Source organism: Bacillus sp. FJAT-22090, from assembly GCF_001278755.1.
In the GTDB taxonomy this organism is placed as follows: domain Bacteria; phylum Bacillota; class Bacilli; order Bacillales_A; family Planococcaceae; genus Psychrobacillus.
In genome coordinates, this window is sequence record NZ_CP012601.1 from 2,527,407 (window position 1) to 2,545,842 (window position 18,436).

The window sequence follows — 18,436 nt, forward strand, 5'->3', positions numbered from 1 at the left end:
CGTTCCAGGCGGACGCTTTCCGCCGGCATGGCTTCAGCCTCTTCCCTTGCTCCTGCGCAAGCTCGTCGCAAAAATTAATTTCGCTACGCTCAGTCCAGGGTCTTCAGCTCATGCACCTGACGCTTCGCTTTCGGTGCAGAAAACATTTGCTATTCCGGCTGGAGCCGCCACCTTCCACTCTAATCAACTATTATCAGCTTTTCAATTAGAAAATCATTGCCATTGATTTTTTATCACATAATTTTTTTCAATTAGTATTTATAGAAAATAATTGAAAAACGCGAAACTCCTGCGGGAATAGCTTTAGCCAAAGACCCCGCAAGTCGGCGAGGAGATTAAGGTAACGCCGGCGGTAAGCTTCGGAAAACCAATTCTAGCCTATATAATCAAAACTTTCAGTGAAAACGTTTTCATGATACTATAATAAAAAATTTATTATTTTCAAGGGGGCGCAACGGGTTGTTTCCTTTTAAGAAAAAAAGAAGAGTGCATATACAAACTAAGAAGTTGTATTACAGTTATTCATTAAATTCTTCGACAGAAGAAGATATGAATGAGATGTCTTATCTGCTTAGTACATTATGTGAGACCGGCACCATTGATATTGTCTTTTTATGTATTGGGTCAGATCAAATCGACTGGTGATTCTTTCGGTCCCTTTGTCGGAACGATGCTAAAAGAAAAAAACTTTCCATATCATGTATTCGGAACAATCGAAGAGCCCGTTCACGCACTAAATTTAGAAGCTGTATTAAAAGAAATTAATAGCCAGTTCAATGAACCAATTATTTTTAGTGTGGATGCCTGTTTAGGAGATAATCACCAAATCGGATCAATTATATTAAAAGATGGTCCCCTCATTCCTGGAAATGCTATTAATAATCCGCTTCCCGAAGTGGGAAACTATCAATTAAAAGCGATTGTAAACTATTTAGATCCGAGCTTTCCTACAAACTCTTTAAATAATACGAGATTAAGCACTGTTATGAGCCTTGCAAAAATTACGTCTGCAATTTTATTGAAGTCAGTCCAAAACAAGAACAATATAAAAATGACGATGAATCCTTTTTGATTCATCGTCATTTTTGTTTTATCCAATTGTTATAACACCTAGAATGAAGTGTTCTTTATTACATTTTTTCAGGAGCAGCTACGCCAATTAAACGTAGAGCGTTTGAGATTGTTTGACGAGCAGATGTCACTAAAGCAAGTCGAGCTTCTGATAATGCCATGTTTTCTGCGTCCAATACTTTATCGGCATTGTAGAAGCTATGGAATGTTGCAGCTAGCTCTTGAATGTATGTCGCCACTCGGTGAGGTGCACGAAGTTTTGCAGCGTCCGCTACTACTTGTGGGAAGTCACCTATTTTTTTCAATAAGTCTAATTCTTTTTCACTTTGCAATAACTCAAGTGAATCGGTCGACGCTTTCATCTCTTGTGTTTCAGCTGAGCGTAAAATAGAGCAAATACGTGCATGCGCATATTGTGCATAATATACTGGGTTTTCATTCGACTGGGAAACAGCTAAATCTAGATCGAAATCCATATGAGAATCACCAGAACGCATACCGAAGAAATAACGAACAGCATCCAGTCCAACTTCTTCTACAAGCTCGCGCATTGTAACTGCCTTCCCTGTACGCTTACTCATCTTCATTTTTTCGCCGTCTTTATACAGCTGAACCATTTGAATAACTGATACTTCCAGTTTTTCACGCTCGTATCCTAGTGCCTCGATTGCCGCTTTCATACGTGGGATATAACCATGGTGGTCTGCTCCCCAAATATTAATCAGTTGGTCGAACCCACGAACTAATTTGTCCTCATGGTAGGCAATATCCGGTAATAAATACGTGAAAGAGCCATCACTTTTAATTAATACACGGTCTTTGTCATCTCCAAAAGTAGTAGAGCGGAACCATGTAGCTCCTTCTTCCTCAAAAATATGTCCGTTTGCTTTTAATTTATCTAAGGCAACGTCAATTTTTCCTGTTTCATATAAAGAAGTTTCTGAGTACCAGTTATCAAATCCAACTCGGAAATCAGCTAAATCTTTTTGTAATTTAGCAAGCTCTACTTTTAATCCATGCGCACGGAACGCTTTATAGCGCTCTTCATCTGACATAGAGACAAATTTATCGCCATGCTCTTTCACAAGTTCTGCTGCAATATCGATAATATCTTGTCCACGATAGCCGTCTTCTGGCATTTCTCTTTCTAGTCCTAATGCTTCAAAATAACGCACTTCAATGGACACTGCCAAGTTATGAATTTGATTACCAGCGTCATTAATATAATATTCGCGTGCAACATCGTACCCTGCAAAATCAAGTACATTACATAATGAATCCCCTACAGATGCACCACGAGCATGACCTAAATGTAAGTCACCTGTTGGATTCGCTGATACAAATTCTACTTGAATCTTTTCTCCAGCACCTGAAGTAGTACGTCCGTAATTCTCTTTTTCCGCAAGGACCGCTTTTACAACTTCTTGTAAATAATCTTTACGAACTGTGATGTTCATAAATCCTGGTCCAGCGATGTCGATTTTCTCCATCATCGTGCCTGACATATCCAGATTTTCAACAATTGCTTCTGCAACTTGACGAGGATTTCTTTTCGCAAGCTTTGTTAATTGCATCGCAATATTAGTTGCATAATCGCCATTTGCTTTATCTTTTGGTGTTTCTAGATGAATAGAAGGAATTTGCTCTACCTCTACTAATTCCGCTTTTATAATTGCTTCTTGCAATGCCGTTTTAATGGACTGTTGTACCTTTTCTACCGCGTTCATTTAATCCGCCTCCGTATAAATTAGTTCCAATGTATATGTACCAGCAACCTCATCATTGATCAGCAGTTCATATTCGACATGAAAATAGCCATCTTCAAAATGTAGATGCGTTGTATTTGTAGTTATCATTAATGTGCCATAATCCGTATCGTAGCTCCCAGTTTGAAGCTCACCGCTTTCAAACGGTAATCGCATTTTGACTCCACCACTTCGCAATATAAGAGCAGATTTACCGCCAAGCTTGACAGTTGTTCTGACAATTTTCTCATCCTGGACTTCCTCGTAAACTAAATAAGACTGATTTCCTTTTAGCGTTAGTTCTCCAGTCGTTTCAATATCGAATGTTTCCTTCTCGACATTTGGATGACAAATGGTGGATTTCAAACGAACATGTACTGATTTTTTTAATGGTTGAGCCATTGCTTTCATCCTTTTAACATTTTTACGTAAAATATCTCTTTTATGTACATTTTAAATAACTCATGGATATATATAACCTTCACATTATATCTTAAAATTTACTTATGTGACAACTAATCCAAAAAGGAATACCTTATTCCACCTGAAGAGGTTATAATAGACGCAATCTGTCATTTGAGGGTGAATAAATGCTTTTAGATATCATCATAAATTTTTGTATATTATTTACATTTGCTATTCTTACATATATTCCATTTCAAAATAAGTTAAATCTTTTCATCCCTTCCACTAAATATCATCCGTTTATACTTGGGATTTTAAGTGGTTTAACTGGGTGTATCTTAATGTTAACAGCCATAGCTGTATCAGAACATGTAATTGTTGATGGTAGAATGGCTGTCATTTCCTTATCGGCGGTCCTAGGCGGGCCTATCGCTACCTTTATTAGTGCAACGATTATTGGTATTTTTCGGATGTTTCTGTATGACTTTTCAATAGACTCTTTAATTGCTGGCGGAAATACGATTGTTATAGGAATTATTATAAGTTTATTTATTAGGAATAAACCAATTGAACTTCGTATTCGGTATGTTCCCTATTATTTTGCATATTCAGTTATTCAAGCTTCTTTGGTAATTTGTTTATTAAATAACTGGTCATTTACTAGTTATTTGGCAGTCTTCGGTTTCGTCATATATTCTATTGTGTCATTTTCGATTGTTTTTATTATTTTAAAGCAATTAAATAATCTTTTTAATAAAATTCGCCAAATAGAAGAAATGTCCGTAACTGATTATCTGACAGAATTAAATAATAATCGGAAATTTCAAGAATATGCTCAAAATCTATTGAATACGAATGATAGATTTTCACTAATATTACTAGACATTGATCATTTCAAAAAAGTAAATGATACATACGGTCACCCGATTGGAGACGAAGTGTTAAAGGAATTAGGGCTTCGATTAAAGGGTGCATCGAATTTTTGGGGAGGAATCGTTTCTAGAAATGGTGGCGAGGAGTTTTCTGTCCTTCTTCCAAATGCAACGGTAGAAAGTAGTTTAGAAGCCGCTGAAATAATTAGACAAGCTATTGAGAAGAGTCCTTTTCATGTTTCAACAGGAGATAATTTACATATCACCGTCTCAGGTGGAATAAGCTCCTACCCCGAAAATGGTGACAAAGTGAATGAGTTGTATAAGTTGGCTGATGATGCTCTTTATATCGCAAAGTCATCTGGAAGAAACCAAGTGATTCATATCCTACAAACATAAAGTTAAAATTAGAAAAACGTGATGTCCAATTAAGGACATCACGTCATACTGTAGACAAACTCAATTTTGGATGCATAGATTTGTATATTAAATTCGGCAAGGACCACCACTTCGCTTTCCGTGGGCTTGGCTTCAGCCTCCTCGTCACTGCGTTCCTGCGGGGTCTTCTGCTCAAGCTGTTCCCACAGGAGTCTTCGTGGTGGTTCTTGCCTTATAAACAATTTCCTTATAGATATCTACTATCTTTACTTATATTTGGATATAGCAACCTCTTTAGGAAGATTGATTATGGTTATTTTGCTTTCTATTTAACCCAACCTAGAATCATTTCTCTTAGTAACTTCGATGCAGTGTTAGCTGTTTGCTCCGATGAGTCGTAAATTGGGGCTACTTCTACTAAGTCAAAACCGACTACATTGACACCTGAGTTTGCGATTGCATGGATTGAAGCAAGTAGCTCGCGACTTGTGATACCACCGCAGTCTACTGTTCCTGTTCCAGGTGCATGAGCAGGGTCAAGTACATCTATATCAATCGTTACATAGACAGGTCGTCCTTCTAATGTAGGAAGCACTTCTTTCAAGGGCTCCAATACTTCAAATTTAGCGATATGCATACCATTTTCTTTTGCCCAGTCGAATTCTTCTTTCATTCCAGAACGAATTCCGAAAGAATATACATTCTTTGGACCAATGTGTTCCGCAATTTTACGAATCGGTGTGGAATGGGAAAGTGGTTCTCCTTCATATTGCTCGCGTAAATCTGTGTGAGCATCCATATGAATAATCGCAAGGTTATCGTATTTGTCCGCTACTGTTTTCATAACAGGCCATGATACTAAGTGCTCTCCGCCCATCCCTACAGGAATTTTACCATCTTGTAGCAACTGACGGATAAAACCAGCGATTAGATCCAGACTTTTGGAAGCATTTCCGAAAGGAAGTGGAATATCGCCCGCGTCAAAATAGTTTACATCTTCTAGCTCACGATCTAAATATGGACTATATTCCTCTAAACCAATTGATACCTCACGAATTCGCTGTGGACCAAAACGAGAACCTGGACGGTAACTTACTGTCCAGTCCATCGGCATGCCATAAATTACCGCTTGGGCTTCTTCGTAGTTTTGATTACTTTTGATAAATACATTTCCTGAATAAGCTTCATCAAATCTCATCGGCTTACTCTCCTGCTAAATCCTTCACAAATTTCGGTAAAACGAAAGCTGCTTTGTGAAGCTCTTTTGTGTAATATTTTGTTTTAATATCAAAGAATTGCTCGTCCGGCACTTGTAGTGGATCGTATTTTTTCGAACCAATAGTGAAGCACCATAGGCCACTTGGGTATGTTGGGATGTTTGCCAAGTACATATTTGTAATTGGGAAGATTTCTTTCACGTCTTTTTGCACTTGTCTGATTAAGTCAGCCTTGAACCAAGGGTTGTCCGATTGTGCAACGAATATCCCATCTTCTTTAAGTGCTTTGGAAATCCCAGCATAGAAGCCTTTTGTAAATAGATTCACAGCAGGTCCCACTGGCTCTGTAGAATCTACCATAATTACGTCGTATTCGTTTTCAGATTCTGCAATGTGCATGAATCCGTCTCCAACTTGAACGTCCACACGTGGATTTTCTAACTCACATGCGATTTCAGGTAAATATTTTTTAGAATACTCGATTACTTTTCCATCTATATCAACAAGCGTTGCTTTTTTCACTTTCGGATGCTTCATAATTTCACGAATTACTCCACCGTCTCCTCCTCCAACAACTAATACGTTTTCTGGATTAGGATGTGTAAATAAAGGAACGTGCGCAACCATTTCATGGTATACAAATTCATCTTTTTGTGACGTCATTACCATTCCGTCTAAAAAGAGCATGTTCCCCCACTCTTCTGTCTCTGCCATTTCTAACAGTTGAAAATCCGTTTGCTCTGTATGAAGTGTACGTTTTACCTTCATTGTGATGCCAAAATTCTCGGTTTGTTTTTCTGTAAACCAAAATCCAGCCATTTATCTATCTCCCTTACCAATATGATTTTTTTGTTATTTGTAGTTTATCAAAAAAATAAATACAAAGGAAAGTATAGAGGTTTTTGAAGAAAGTGCAATAGTTTTTTCTTTCTCTGTTTAATTTGAATCTATTGTTCTCATACTAATGAAAACATCGAAAAAGAACGGAGTAGATTTTTATGCGTCGTGCACAATACCGAAAAAAAGCCAGTCGTTCAAAACGCATGAAAAGGATTATTCTACTAAGTGTTGCTGCTATTTGCGCTTTTTTCAGTGCTTTTGTTACCCTTCGTATTTATGCACAAATCGTTGGGGCTCCTATTATTCAAGTACCAATTTCTTCGGTCTTTTTAGATAATCAAGGTAACGTGATTGGTGACCGATTTAACGAACAACGTCGTTATTGGATTTCCTTAGAAGAGATGTCGCCTTTCGTTGCACAAGCTGCTATTGCAGTAGAAGACCAAGAGTTCTACGAACATAATGGATTTGATTATTCTCGAATTGCTTCAGCATTATTAAAGGACGTAAAAGCGGGCAAAAAAGTAGAAGGGGCCAGCACAATAACCCAACAATATGCACGAAACTTATTCTTAACACACGAAAAAACATGGAATCGTAAAATTAATGAAGCATTATATGCGTATCGATTAGAAATTTTTTACGAAAAAGATGACTTACTTGAAGGCTACTTAAATACCGTCTACTTTGGACATGGAATGTACGGTGTAGAAGCAGCAAGTAGATACTATTTTGGTAAAAGCGCAAAATCACTGACACTTGCAGAATCCGCTTTATTAATGGCTGTACCAAAAGGACCAACCCATTATTCTCCGTTAGTAAATGAGGAAAAAGCAGTCACTCGACAACAGCTTATCTTGAAGCTAATGGAAAACCAGAAATTCATATCAGCAGATCAAAGAAAACTGGCATTAGAGGAAAATTACATCTTAAAAGCAGAAGATTCTATTTTAACAAAGAAAACAGCACCATATTTTTTAGAAGAAGTTTGGAAAGAAGCTAGCCAAATTGTTAAAAGCAAAGGTCACCGTATAGAAGAAGGTGGCTGGACAATTCAAACAACTTTAAATAAGCACCATCAACAAGCTGCTGAGGAAAGTATTGAAAAGTGGATGCCAGAGGGCGAACTTCAAATTGGTTTTGTAAGCATGGAGCCGAAAACAGGTTATGTTACCGCAATGGTAGGTGGACGCAACTACGCAGAAAGTCCATTTAACCGTGTGACACAAGCTAAAAGGCAGCCTGGTTCGATTATTAAGCCATTATTATATGCAGCTGCACTCGAAAACGGCTTTTCCCCACTCACCTATTTGAAGAGCGAGCGTACAATTTTCACTTATGATAGTGGGCGTCAAGAATATGAACCTAAAAATGTGAATGGTCAATTTGCAGATCATCCTATTTCTATGGCACAGGCCCTTGCAATTTCTGATAATATTTATGCTGTAAAAACACTAGAAGAAGTTGGGTATAAACGATTCCAACAATTAGTTGAACGATTTGACATCAATATGAAAGTTGCAGATACACCAGCAACCGCTCTTGGAACATCGGAAGTTTCTTTACTAGAAATGACAAAAGCTTATAACACCATTTCTGCAAAAGGAATTCAAAGAAAACCAACTTTTATAACTAAAATTACAGATAATGAAGGCAAGGTTATTTACGATGTGGAAGAAGAAAAATTGAAAGAGAAAAAAGTTTTGCTAGAACAAGATGCATTCCTTTTATCTCATTTAATGACAGGAATGTTTGACCCTATTTTTAATGATTATTCACCGGCAACAGGCATTAGCATTCGTGCGAAGCAATCTCGACCATATGCTGCAAAATCAGGGACGACCAATACTGATCAATATCTAGTCGGATTTTCTCCTCAATTAACTGCAGGTGTATGGAATGGCTATGACCAAGGAAAACAAGTAAGTGATGCAGAAGCTAAGCAAGTTACGAAGCAAGTTTGGATTGAATTTATGGAGAAAGCCCATCAAGGATTGCCAGTGGAGCCATTTATATCTCCACCTGGTGTTCGAGGAGTTATTGTCGATATAGAAACGGGTGGAATTGCAACTTCTGCTTGCAGCAAGCAACGACTCGTCTATTTGAAAGAAAAAGATGTCCCAAAAAAGTTATGTACAGATCCTAAATTGAAGCAACATACATTTGAAGAAAATGAAGATGACGATCCGTGGTCCCTATTTCCTTTCTCCTTTTTTGGGGAATAGATACCTTAACTAAATAAAGCAAAATAAAAAGCTTTCTAATACCTAAATTAGGTAATAGAAAGCTTTTTCTTAGTTAAGTATCTTGCAGAAAACTGTAGTAATCGGGATTGGGTTGTCACAATTCCACTAGTTCTTACATGGTGACTTTCACTAAGGTGTCCTAGCATTACTTTGAAGTAAGCTTTAAGTAAATTGTACTTTCTTTTTTGCATTAATTCAACCATATTAAGCATAAAACTGAAATGTCACAATTTCCAAGTAATAATTTAAGCGTTCAAATCTTTGTGGAGCTTTTCTTCGCTTCGATCCCACATTTCTTTATTGTGAGATTGCAGAAAGTCACGCAAAATAGCTTTGGAACGATCGTCCATAAAGTCTACAAGTATATGGCGTTTCATTGATTTATCCATTCGATTTACGTGATCAGCTAACATTTTATAGCCACGACGTTTTTCTCGGTTAATAACCATTTCACATGCTGCCACTCCAGCGTAATAAGGTCCTTCTTGTTTGTGATCTATTGTCACCCATACAAGCCAGTACCCTTTCCCCCCCTCAGAATCCTCACGATTAGTCGTAAACTTGATACCTCGCTCTGTATCACTTCTTGCATGCATCGCTCCAATTTCTACTCTTGCAATGCCTTCTTCTATATCAATAATGACTGGCGACACGTTCTCTAATGATAGAGAACCAACCCCAAATCCTTTATGTCCGTCCGTCGGATCATTTTTAATAATGGTAAAGCCCATTTTTTGTTTTGGTTTTTCTTCATTACCCATTCGAAAGTTCCCTCCGTTCTGTTATGATATTAGTATACAGAAAATCTCACTAAAGGAGGAAATGAAATGCCATACGTAACAGTAAAAATGCTTGAAGGTCGTACAGAAGAGCAAAAAAAGGCATTAGTTGAAAAAGTAACAGCTGCTGTTGCAGAAACTTCCAATGCACCTGTAGAAAATGTAGTAGTCTTCATCGAAGAAATGCCAAAAAATCATTATGCAGTAGCTGGCAAACGCTTTAGTGATCAATAATCAGATTCGAATTTATTTTTTATATAGGTTAAATCAGGTTTTCCGAAGCTTACCGCTCGCTTTCCGCGGGCGAGCGCCGAGCCGCTTGGGCCAACATGATGTTGGTCATGAAGGCGTTGCCTCAGGAGGAGGCGCCCTTAGCCTTCCGTCCTCTAACACGCTCCTGCAGGGTCTCGTCTGTCTCGCTTTGCCGCAGGAGTCGAGCGGACGCTTCTCCAAACCAATAAAATGCCACCTTATTATTTTCTAATTACTCAGTAGAAAATGTTTAAAAAACCATTTAGCCAAATTACTTTTGTCTACAATCTGCGAACCCCTTTCTATAAGGGGTTCTTTTTTTATTCACAATAAAGTTGAACTGTTAATCTTCCGCTACTGGCGGACGCTTTCCGCTGGCGTGGCCGATCCGCTCCTTCGCTCCGCACGATGTCAAAAGTCTATAGAATTTGATTAAACTAAATATGTCGTCCGATAAATAAGAAAATCGTTGAAACGGCTCCCTTTTCGCGGGCGTTGCCTTAGCCTCATAGGCAAACACGATGTTGGTCATGCAATCGTTGCCGCAAAAGTTCTTTTGCGACGAGCTTTGCGCAGGAGCAGGATGCGGCGAACTTAGATTGCCTTCCCCTCAACTGCGGGGTCTTCGGCTAACGCTATTCCCACAGGAGTGTCGCCTTTTTCAACGATTTTCTATAAATACTAATTGCAAAAATGCTGGAGTCGCCATCCAAACAACGAAAGTATAATACAAAAGGTATTTTAGACGTCGCCCTCGTGATACCTTTTTATCAAGAACCTTTGAGAACGCCATAATAAAATTTTTTCACATAGGTTTAACCGCTTATAAAGTAATTTCAATCGATTATTTATTTTAATTCGACCGATTCAATATTATCATGAAAATTAATAAAAAAAGCTGCCCTTATTGGACAGCTCGTTCATTCATTAAATTCATTACAAAAGAAAACGCCTCTTCAATTTCTTCTTCCGAAAAATTAAGTTTTCCTTTAACAACGTGAAGCTTTTCTATTTGCTCATCTTTAGGCAGATGATCGAAGTACAGCAAAGTGGAAACTAACTCTAAAAATCTAGAGCTTTTGTCTTTCATCTGCGTAATACAAGAAACTAATGCTGGACTTGCTTCCTCTAACTGAGCCATTTGAGCAAAGTGCTCTCCCTCGTCAGTCATTTGGTATTTATACTGTACGTATGACCCTTTATCTTGTCTTTCTTCATTCAAAAATCCCATATTGCATAGCTCTTCTACACGAGTTGTTAGCTCCACTGAATAGGGTCCATATACATGAAATTCATATTTTTCTTTGAATGAAAACTGTAGTTTTTTCGCTATATATACCATCTTTTGAAGTTTTTTTCTTCCGGTAATTCCGTCAGCTGCTCCGATAAATTGTACAATTTTTGCATGTTCTTCTAGCAATTTGACCCCACCTTTATGTTAACAAATCTAATATTTGCTTCTTCAAAGCTTTTTTCTTGCCGTCTTCTGTTAAAAAATCTTCTGGAAAATATAATTTATGGTCTGTTCGACGTTTTCCTGATATCGCTTCGACTATTTCTGATTCTCGGGAGAGCTCTCGAATTTCACCATTTGGCATGAGCAGATGAATCGGAATTCTTTCTCCTTCTTCTCCAGGACGATAAAAATCGTATGGTAAGTCTGATGACGAATCAAAAACTAAATAATACTCTGGGTCTATACCCGCTTTTTTAAATAATAACTCCAACTCTCTCATCTTCATATAATCCTTAGCCAAATCAAATTCAATGTATTGAAACAGCTTACGATTGACAAAACGATCACATAAATCAGCTAAAATCGAGTCTTTTTCCGTTATCCATAGTTGAAAGTAAGTTAGTAAAACACCCTCATCTAAAGCGAGGTATTCTTTTAAGGAAAAAGTGCCATCAAAAAAAGATTTAAAATGAGTAGGTTGTTGCTCGAAATCATAACCACTTTCACTTAAAGCCTTTGCACGATGTAAAATTTTCGTTAAAATTACTTCTGCACTGCGAGATACTGGATGAAAATACACTTGCCAATACATTTGATATCTACTCATTATGTAATCTTCTACCGCATGCATCCCACTTGATTTTATAACTACTTGGTCTTCTCGAGGCCTCATGACACGTAAAATACGTTCCATATCAAAGTGACCATAGCTAACGCCTGTATAATAAGCATCACGCTGTAAATAATCCATACGATCTGCATCGATTTGACTGGATATCAAGCTGACTACTTGTTTGTTTGAATAGGTTTTTGCGATGACATCTGCTACTTTTTGCGGGAAATCCTCGCTTACTCTCAGTAAAATTTCATTTACTTCCGTATCACCAAGTAATATTGCCCTCGTAAACTCTTCGTGATCAAGATCAAACACATTTTCAAACGCATGTGAAAAAGGGCCATGTCCCAAATCGTGAAGAAGAGCCGCACATAATACTACAAGTCTTTCAGATTCATCCCATTCCAGTCGATTTTTAAAACTATCATCCACTATACGGCGAACAATTTCATAAACTCCGAGAGAGTGATTAAAACGACTATGTTCTGCGCCATGAAAAACTAGATAGGTAGTTCCAAGCTGTCTAATTCGACGAAGTCTCTGAAATTCCTTCGCTCCAATTACGTCCCATATTACTTGATCACGGACGTGAATATACCGGTGAACTGGGTCTTTAAACACTTTTTCTTCTGCTAGCTTTTGTGATGCATAGCTCATTTAGCCACCTCCGTGATTTAAAGCATAAGCACCTATCTCTACCTAGGTGCTGAGCTGTATGTATTTCATCTATTATAAAGAAAAAAACCGCTCTTTGAAAGCGGTATAAGTTCTATTTATGCTTCAAGTTTGGCTCGTACTTTTTCCATTAATTCATCTTCGGTCAAGGCAGCAACTGGACGGTTATTAATAAAGGCGAACGTCTTTTTTCGGCCTGGTCCACAGTAGGATTGACATTCTTTAATTTCAATTTCTGCCTCTGGATCTATCGCTTTGAGCTTTGGAATTAACGTTTTTAAATTAACGGCCTGACACTCATCGCAAACTCGAAAATGGTTTGCCATATTGTCCACAACCCTTTCTATATATAGTAATAGTCTACAGGTCATTGTATCTTAAAGTTTATATTGCTATCAAGTGTATTTTACGTGAATAAAAGAGCACTAAGTTGTCCATTATGTTAATAGAACAACGAAACTATGAACATGGTAGGAGGACAAACATGGTAAAAATAAGACAAGACGCATGGATGGAAGAAAACGATGAAATGCTTGCAGAGATGGTGCTACGACATGTACGAGAAGGCAGCACACAATTAAATGCATTTGAAGAAGCTGGGGATGAATTGAATCGTACAGCTGCTGCATGTGGATTTCGGTGGAATGCAGTAGTACGTCATCAATATGAAAAAGAATTGAAGGAAGCAAAAAAAGAACGCAAAGAAAAACTTCGTCTATTAGGAAAAGACTATAGACGTAGAGGAAATGGTATTTATCTAGCAAAGCCAGTTGAAAGCGGTGAGCGTCCAGCTTCTATACCAGTTTCTGCATTATCAATTGATATAATCATTGCGTATCTTGTTCGATTACAGCATAGTGATTCAGACATTTCAAGATATCGCCATTTAGCAAACGTTTCCACTGAGAAAATTAGAAAACTAGAAAGTGAAATTGCGAAGCTGGAAAAAGAAAATGCTGCAATTAAACAAGATTACGAGCAATTCGTTCAAATTATGAACCGTGCTAGACGATTGGTTACATTGAATGATGAAGACGCACCAACTACTCCAGTATTTCAAATGGAGAAAAACGGCAACCTAATATCAAAAGAACCACCAACCATTTAAAAAGTTGGTGGTTTTTTTCTTACTGTTGAGAAACACTTTCACTTTTCCTTGCTTGCAAAGAATCGCGTTTTGACTTCGTTGTAAGCTCATGAACTTATGTTATCTTAGCTTCCGACTCGATTGACAAGCTTTTTCATTCAGGCTGAAAGTAAAACTACTTATCAAGCATCTTTTTGTTTCGATCTACTACCCGCTGCAAATAAAACATGTAGAGTTCCATTTCTTCTTGTGTGGCAGATTGAGAGACAACGTTAGTAGATAGATGTTGTAAGATTTGTTGGGTGCGAATGACGATATCTTCCACTGTAAAAGAGGCATCCAGTAATTCATTTAAAGATGCCATGACTTCTGGTTTGATTACTGGATAACTAAATTTAGTTTCTTCCCCTTGTACACCAATTTCATAAAATTGACGGATTAAATCTGCTCTCTCGCTTCCACTACCTTCCACACATAAATAAACTTGAACGGCGATTCCTTGACGTAGTCTTCTCTGAGAAATTCCAGCAAACTTCTTTCCACCAATACTTAAATCATATGAACCTGGACAATACGATCCCACAATTTCATAAGCTTCAATTTTCCCTTCTGCTTCTGGGAATAATAGACGAACAAATTCAAGCATTACTTCATATCCAGTAGGAATATCAATAGACTGATCGATTTCAGATAAGACAATTGAAATATTAAGAACTCCTTCATCCAAAACAACCGCAAGTCCACCAGAATTACGAACTATCGGAGAATACCCTCGTGTACGTAAGAAATTCTGTGCATCCTCTACAAACGGGAGACGATGATCTTGAATTCCAAGCACAACCGTATTGTCGTGTACCCATGTTCGAACCGTTGCGGGGGACTGCCCTTGCCCAACTAAATGGCATAGCAAATCATCCGAAGCAAAGGACTCTAAGGCAGAACGACTTTTTCCACTAAGCGATTGATCCCAAAATCGCCATGTTTCTAGCTGTAATAAATCTTCTATTTGAGACATTTAGTTAACTCCTTAATTCAACACTTGTGCTGCTGTAATGTAAGCCAGCTTATATACATCCTCTGCAGAACATCCGCGTGACAAATCGTTTACTGGTGCATTCAATCCTTGTAGAATAGGTCCAATTGCTTCAAATCCACCTAAACGTTCCGCAATTTTATATCCTATATTCCCAGCTTCCAGTGATGGAAAAACAAATACATTTGCATCCCCTTGCACAACCGCTTCAGGTGCTTTTTTTGCAGCGATTGCTGGGACGATACTAGCATCAAATTGCAATTCACCTTCTATCGCAACATTTGGGGCTAATTTCTTTGCCATTTCTGTTGCTTTCACTACTTTCTCGGTCTCTTCTGATTGTGCAGAGCCTTTGGTAGAAAAAGATAGCATTGCAACTTTTGGTTTTATTCCGAAAGCTGCAGCAGTTTTCGCACTTTCTACTGCAATTTCTGCCAAATCTTCACTCGTTGGGGCTATTGTAATTGCACAATCTGCAAATACATAACGAAGGTCGTCTTTCACCATAATAAAAGCCCCGCTTGTTTTAGAGATACCTGGCTTTGTCTTAATAATTTGAAGTGCAGGTCTCACCGTTTCAGCTGTTGTATGTGCTGCTCCACTTACTAATCCGTTCGCTCTCTTTGTATACACAAGCATAGTTCCAAAATAATTAACGTCTTTTAATAGCTCTCTGGCCTCATCTTGGGTAACTTTTCCTTTACGTCGTTCTACTAATGACTGCACCAGCTCATCTATTTCTTCATACGTTTCAGGGTCAATAACGGTGAGATTTTTAGGAAGACTTTGAGAAGTGCCAATTACAACCGGCTTTATTATTCCTTCTTCTTGAAGTTTTAATGCAGCTTCAATAATACGTTCATCCGTTCCTTCAGGCAGCACAATGGATATATTGGCATTTCTTAATTTATCTTTTAACTCTTGAAATAAATCTGCCATTTTTAGCCCTCCTACTATCTTTTTCGTTAGTTCAAGCATACACGACTTTGTCACACATTGTCATGCGTAAGTGCATGCTAAACGGGAAAGTTTGGCGGTTGTATGATACACTAAAAATGCGAAATTTTAATTAAAAGGAGTGTCTTACTCAATGAATGAAGCAGCAATTACACTAGATGGTTGGTACGTATTACATGATTTCCGACAAATGGACTGGGCATCATGGAAGCAAGTTGATCCAGAACTTCGTAAACAAGCTACGGATGAATTTGTCGCATTCCTAGACGAATTACAACAAGCAGATGACGCAAAAACAGGAGCACATGCATTTTACACAATTGTAGGCCAAAAAGCCGATTTCATGTTAATGACATTACGTCCAACAGTGGACGAGCTTCAAGAACTAGAAGCAAAGTTTAATAAATTAACAATTGCGGATTTTACAATCCCTGCTTACTCTTATGTTTCTGTAGTTGAATTGTCTAATTATCTTGCTGGCGAATCTAACGAGGATCCATATCAAAATCCACATGTACGTGCTCGTTTATACCCAGAGCTTCAACGTTCACAATACATTTGCTTCTATCCGATGGACAAGCGTCGCGATGGCAATGATAACTGGTATATGCTTTCTATGGATGATCGCCGTGCATTAATGGCTAGTCACGGGAAAATCGGCCGCGGTTATGCAGGAAAAGTAAAACAAATTATATCTGGTTCTGTCGGATTCGATGATTTCGAATGGGGCGTTACTTTATTCTCAGATGATGTACTTCAATTTAAAAAATTAGTATATGAAATGCGTTTTGACGAAGTAAGTGCTCGTTATGCAGAATTCGGTTCATTCTTCATCGGTACCATTCTTGCAGGAGAAAAACGCTTAGAGTTTTTCAATATTTAATCGTTACAAAAAGCTGCAGCTTATGCAGCTTTTTTTATTTAGCATCCATGCATTTCGGTATGATGATAGATCTCCTTGCATAGTGTAGTGTAGGAGGTGATGCGTTGGCAGTAATCCAATACAATGATAAACAACTGGATTTACTAGCAAGGCTAATGCGTGCTGAGGCAGAGGGTGAAGGCGATCTGGAATGCTTATGGTAGGGAATGCCGGAGTGAACCGGGTTCTTGTCGACTACCTAGATTTCAAAGATATCCGTAACCTGGAAGAAATGGTTTTTCAAAGTCCTGGTGGATTTGAAGCAACACAAAAATCCTATTTTTATCAACGAGCACGGGATTCTGATAGCTAAACGGGTTGTTCAAGGCGAACGCTTTTATCCTGCAGAACGCTCATTATGAATTTTTGAACCCCCAGGCGATTGTCCTCCCCAATGGTATAACCAATGGAACGCCGGACGTTATAAAGCACATTGCTTCTACTCTCCTACAACTACAGATTGTCCAAATATCTAAAAAGAAAGGATGTATGAATGGTTCAATATTATTGGTACCCTGGAGGCTATCCACAACCACAACCACAACAACAGCAACAAATGACCCCACCAAACATTCAACCAACCACGCCCGCAGCCGCTCGTCAGGAAGAATCCTACATTGAAAACATTTTAAGAATGAACAAAGGAAAGCTTGGTACCTTTTATTTCACTTTCGAAAATAATAAGGAATGGAACGCCAAAGTGATTAAAGGCTATATCGAAGCTGCTGGTCGAGATCATGTCATTCTTAGTGATCCTAGCGGAAAAAGATACTTAATGCTTATGATTTACTTAGATTATGTAACATTCGATGAGGAAATCAATTACAATTTATAAAATAAAAAGCTTATCCGTTTTCAAGGATAAGCTTTTTAATTTGAACTTTGACTAACGAATTGGTATCTCTTATACAATTATAGAATATCTCACTTTAAGGATAACTATGTGAAATGGTCTCGGTTATGTGGATATTGGTCTTGATTATGCTAGAATTGGTCTCGCTCCTGGACAAATTAGTCTCGTTTATCGGTGAACTTGTCTCGTTCCGCCATTTTCTAATAGTTTCTAGAAAATAATTACAAGCCAAGAAGTCTCGAGAATAAATTCTGAAATTTTACTGCATATGATGAATTTTTAGATTATGATTACTAACAGGGAGGGAATTACATGGAAACTTTCTTAGCAATTTTGCCATTGATTTTTTGGTTATTGATTTTTGTAGTGATAATTATTGCCATTGTTCGGGCTACAAAAAGATCGAATAGAAGAAGAATCCTTGAATTGGAAGAAGAAAATAAACGACTTAAAGAGAATAAAAATATATAAATAAAAATGGAATATTAAACGGGTCAGCTCATTTAAATGGGCTGTTTTTTGTTGTAAAAAAACACCGCTATAGGCGGTGTTAAAATGAATGTTAAGGTAGTATTCAACTTAGCGTTTAAAATAACCTGTCTTTTCAATACATAACGGGGATGGTTATTTTTGGCCTTCCAATTAATTAACTTGCATATTTTACTGCAGCAACGATTAACATGATCCATCCGACTAAAAACGCTACGCCACCGATTGGTGTGATGGCACCAAGAACACTAATACCTGATAAGCTCAATACGTATAGGCTTCCGGAGAATAAAATAATTCCTACTAAAATAAGATAACCTGCAGTATTTAAGGTTGACACATGACCGATTAATTTTTCACTCATCAATATGCCAATTGCCACTAGTGCAAGTGCATGAAACATTTGATACTGTACAGCAGTTTCCCAAGTAGCTAAATATTTTTCTGATAAAGTTGCTTTTAAAGCATGTGCACCAAATGCCCCTAGTGCAACCGAAAGAAATCCATTGATAGCCCCTGCAATGATAAATAATTTCATATTGA

19 protein-coding genes and 1 pseudogene are annotated in these 18,436 nt (G+C 37.8%); 9 read left to right on the plus strand and 11 right to left on the minus strand.

Features of this window, described 5'->3' with window-relative positions; all coding sequences use genetic code 11:
- The first annotated feature begins 553 nt into the window (after positions 1-553).
- A complete protein-coding gene (gene yyaC, locus AM499_RS12660) occupies positions 554-1,072 on the plus strand; it encodes a spore protease YyaC (protein WP_231687453.1) in 519 nt (172 codons plus the stop codon).
- 58 nt (positions 1,073-1,130) lie between these two features.
- On the opposite strand, the gene argS is transcribed toward yyaC, so the two are convergent.
- Positions 1,131-2,798, minus strand: a complete 1,668-nt coding sequence (gene argS / locus AM499_RS12665) for an arginine--tRNA ligase (protein WP_053590564.1) — start codon at positions 2,796-2,798, stop codon at positions 1,131-1,133.
- Positions 2,799-3,218: a YwiB family protein gene (locus tag AM499_RS12670; RefSeq protein WP_053590565.1), complete on the minus strand. Its 420-nt coding sequence runs from the start codon at positions 3,216-3,218 to the stop codon at positions 2,799-2,801.
- Between the two features lie 188 nt (positions 3,219-3,406).
- Between AM499_RS12670 and AM499_RS12675 the strand changes: the two genes are divergently transcribed.
- Entirely contained in the window at positions 3,407-4,492 is a 1,086-nt protein-coding gene (locus AM499_RS12675; RefSeq protein WP_053590566.1) for a GGDEF domain-containing protein, read from the plus strand.
- 304 nt (positions 4,493-4,796) lie between these two features.
- Here AM499_RS12675 and speB read toward each other — a convergent pair whose 3' ends face one another.
- The gene (gene speB / locus AM499_RS12685) at positions 4,797-5,669 is read right to left on the minus strand and encodes an agmatinase (RefSeq protein WP_053590568.1); all 873 of its coding nucleotides are present in this window, start codon (positions 5,667-5,669) and stop codon (positions 4,797-4,799) included.
- 4 nt (positions 5,670-5,673) lie between these two features.
- Positions 5,674-6,507 carry a spermidine synthase gene (gene speE, locus AM499_RS12690; RefSeq protein ID WP_053590569.1) on the minus strand — a complete coding sequence of 278 codons (834 nt, stop codon included), beginning with the start codon at positions 6,505-6,507 and terminating at the stop codon, positions 5,674-5,676.
- 179 nt (positions 6,508-6,686) lie between these two features.
- On the opposite strand from speE, the gene AM499_RS12695 reads away from it, so the two are divergent.
- Complete coding sequence (locus AM499_RS12695) at positions 6,687-8,753, plus strand: transglycosylase domain-containing protein (protein WP_053590570.1); 2,067 nt, start codon at positions 6,687-6,689, stop codon at positions 8,751-8,753.
- Between the two features lie 266 nt (positions 8,754-9,019).
- Here the strand turns inward: AM499_RS12695 and AM499_RS12700 are convergent, their stop codons facing one another.
- A complete protein-coding gene (locus AM499_RS12700) occupies positions 9,020-9,535 on the minus strand; it encodes a YwhD family protein (protein ID WP_053590571.1) in 516 nt (171 codons plus the stop codon).
- Positions 9,536-9,601: 66 nt separating this feature from the next.
- On the opposite strand from AM499_RS12700, the gene AM499_RS12705 reads away from it, so the two are divergent.
- Complete coding sequence (locus tag AM499_RS12705) at positions 9,602-9,787, plus strand: 2-hydroxymuconate tautomerase (protein WP_053590572.1); 186 nt, start codon at positions 9,602-9,604, stop codon at positions 9,785-9,787.
- Positions 9,788-10,709: 922 nt separating this feature from the next.
- On the opposite strand, the gene AM499_RS12710 is transcribed toward AM499_RS12705, so the two are convergent.
- From AM499_RS12710 to AM499_RS12720, 3 genes are all read right to left on the minus strand, one after another.
- Positions 10,710-11,225, minus strand: a complete 516-nt coding sequence (locus AM499_RS12710) for a YwgA family protein (protein WP_053590573.1) — start codon at positions 11,223-11,225, stop codon at positions 10,710-10,712.
- Positions 11,226-11,238: 13 nt separating this feature from the next.
- Positions 11,239-12,534: an HD domain-containing protein gene (locus AM499_RS12715; protein ID WP_053590574.1), complete on the minus strand. Its 1,296-nt coding sequence runs from the start codon at positions 12,532-12,534 to the stop codon at positions 11,239-11,241.
- A gap of 116 nt (positions 12,535-12,650) precedes the next feature.
- Positions 12,651-12,878, minus strand: a complete 228-nt coding sequence (locus AM499_RS12720; protein ID WP_053590575.1) for a YuzB family protein — start codon at positions 12,876-12,878, stop codon at positions 12,651-12,653.
- Positions 12,879-13,036: 158 nt separating this feature from the next.
- Here AM499_RS12720 and AM499_RS12725 point away from each other — a divergent pair, with 158 nt between their 5' ends.
- On the plus strand, positions 13,037-13,660 hold the full coding sequence (locus AM499_RS12725; RefSeq protein ID WP_053590576.1) for an RsfA family transcriptional regulator: 624 nt from the start codon (positions 13,037-13,039) through the stop codon (positions 13,658-13,660).
- 154 nt (positions 13,661-13,814) lie between these two features.
- Here the strand turns inward: AM499_RS12725 and AM499_RS12730 are convergent, their stop codons facing one another.
- Both AM499_RS12730 and pta read right to left on the minus strand, forming a co-directional pair.
- The gene (locus AM499_RS12730; protein ID WP_053590577.1) at positions 13,815-14,654 is read right to left on the minus strand and encodes an octanoyl-[GcvH]:protein N-octanoyltransferase; all 840 of its coding nucleotides are present in this window, start codon (positions 14,652-14,654) and stop codon (positions 13,815-13,817) included.
- A 12-nt stretch (positions 14,655-14,666) separates the two neighbouring features.
- Positions 14,667-15,611: a phosphate acetyltransferase gene (gene pta / locus AM499_RS12735; protein ID WP_053590578.1), complete on the minus strand. Its 945-nt coding sequence runs from the start codon at positions 15,609-15,611 to the stop codon at positions 14,667-14,669.
- Between the two features lie 151 nt (positions 15,612-15,762).
- Here pta and hemQ point away from each other — a divergent pair, with 151 nt between their 5' ends.
- From hemQ to AM499_RS21700, 4 genes and pseudogenes are all read left to right on the plus strand, one after another.
- Positions 15,763-16,512: a hydrogen peroxide-dependent heme synthase gene (gene hemQ / locus AM499_RS12740; RefSeq protein ID WP_053590579.1), complete on the plus strand. Its 750-nt coding sequence runs from the start codon at positions 15,763-15,765 to the stop codon at positions 16,510-16,512.
- A gap of 104 nt (positions 16,513-16,616) precedes the next feature.
- Positions 16,617-17,027 (plus strand): annotated as a pseudogene (locus AM499_RS12745) (cell wall hydrolase).
- A 17-nt stretch (positions 17,028-17,044) separates the two neighbouring features.
- Positions 17,045-17,386, plus strand: coding sequence for a spore coat protein GerQ (gene gerQ, locus AM499_RS12750; protein ID WP_053590580.1), 342 nt, complete (start codon positions 17,045-17,047; stop codon positions 17,384-17,386).
- A gap of 330 nt (positions 17,387-17,716) precedes the next feature.
- On the plus strand, positions 17,717-17,875 hold the full coding sequence (locus tag AM499_RS21700) for a hypothetical protein (protein ID WP_156316800.1): 159 nt from the start codon (positions 17,717-17,719) through the stop codon (positions 17,873-17,875).
- Positions 17,876-18,050: 175 nt separating this feature from the next.
- On the opposite strand, the gene AM499_RS12755 is transcribed toward AM499_RS21700, so the two are convergent.
- A complete protein-coding gene (locus AM499_RS12755; protein WP_053590581.1) occupies positions 18,051-18,431 on the minus strand; it encodes a DUF423 domain-containing protein in 381 nt (126 codons plus the stop codon).
- Positions 18,432-18,436: the final 5 nt, after the last annotated feature.

Excerpts from the sequence above, each read along its gene's own strand:
- pta (WP_053590578.1), bottom strand. The coding sequence starts at position 15,611 with ATGGCAGATTTATTTCAAGAGTTAAAAGATAAATTAAGAAATGCCAAT.
- AM499_RS12675 (WP_053590566.1), top strand. The coding sequence starts at position 3,407 with ATGCTTTTAGATATCATCATAAATTTTTGTATATTATTTACATTTGCT.
- speB (WP_053590568.1), bottom strand. The coding sequence starts at position 5,669 with ATGAGATTTGATGAAGCTTATTCAGGAAATGTATTTATCAAAAGTAAT.
- AM499_RS12670 (WP_053590565.1), bottom strand. The coding sequence starts at position 3,218 with ATGGCTCAACCATTAAAAAAATCAGTACATGTTCGTTTGAAATCCACC.
- AM499_RS12755 (WP_053590581.1), bottom strand. The coding sequence starts at position 18,431 with ATGAAATTATTTATCATTGCAGGGGCTATCAATGGATTTCTTTCGGTT.
- yyaC (WP_231687453.1), top strand. The coding sequence starts at position 554 with ATGAGATGTCTTATCTGCTTAGTACATTATGTGAGACCGGCACCATTG.
- AM499_RS12715 (WP_053590574.1), bottom strand. The coding sequence starts at position 12,534 with ATGAGCTATGCATCACAAAAGCTAGCAGAAGAAAAAGTGTTTAAAGAC.
- AM499_RS12705 (WP_053590572.1), top strand. The coding sequence starts at position 9,602 with ATGCCATACGTAACAGTAAAAATGCTTGAAGGTCGTACAGAAGAGCAA.
- AM499_RS12700 (WP_053590571.1), bottom strand. The coding sequence starts at position 9,535 with ATGGGTAATGAAGAAAAACCAAAACAAAAAATGGGCTTTACCATTATT.
- AM499_RS12720 (WP_053590575.1), bottom strand. The coding sequence starts at position 12,878 with ATGGCAAACCATTTTCGAGTTTGCGATGAGTGTCAGGCCGTTAATTTA.
- AM499_RS12725 (WP_053590576.1), top strand. The coding sequence starts at position 13,037 with ATGGTAAAAATAAGACAAGACGCATGGATGGAAGAAAACGATGAAATG.
- speE (WP_053590569.1), bottom strand. The coding sequence starts at position 6,507 with ATGGCTGGATTTTGGTTTACAGAAAAACAAACCGAGAATTTTGGCATC.
- argS (WP_053590564.1), bottom strand. The coding sequence starts at position 2,798 with ATGAACGCGGTAGAAAAGGTACAACAGTCCATTAAAACGGCATTGCAA.
- gerQ (WP_053590580.1), top strand. The coding sequence starts at position 17,045 with ATGGTTCAATATTATTGGTACCCTGGAGGCTATCCACAACCACAACCA.
- AM499_RS21700 (WP_156316800.1), top strand. The coding sequence starts at position 17,717 with ATGGAAACTTTCTTAGCAATTTTGCCATTGATTTTTTGGTTATTGATT.
- hemQ (WP_053590579.1), top strand. The coding sequence starts at position 15,763 with ATGAATGAAGCAGCAATTACACTAGATGGTTGGTACGTATTACATGAT.
- AM499_RS12695 (WP_053590570.1), top strand. The coding sequence starts at position 6,687 with ATGCGTCGTGCACAATACCGAAAAAAAGCCAGTCGTTCAAAACGCATG.
- AM499_RS12730 (WP_053590577.1), bottom strand. The coding sequence starts at position 14,654 with ATGTCTCAAATAGAAGATTTATTACAGCTAGAAACATGGCGATTTTGG.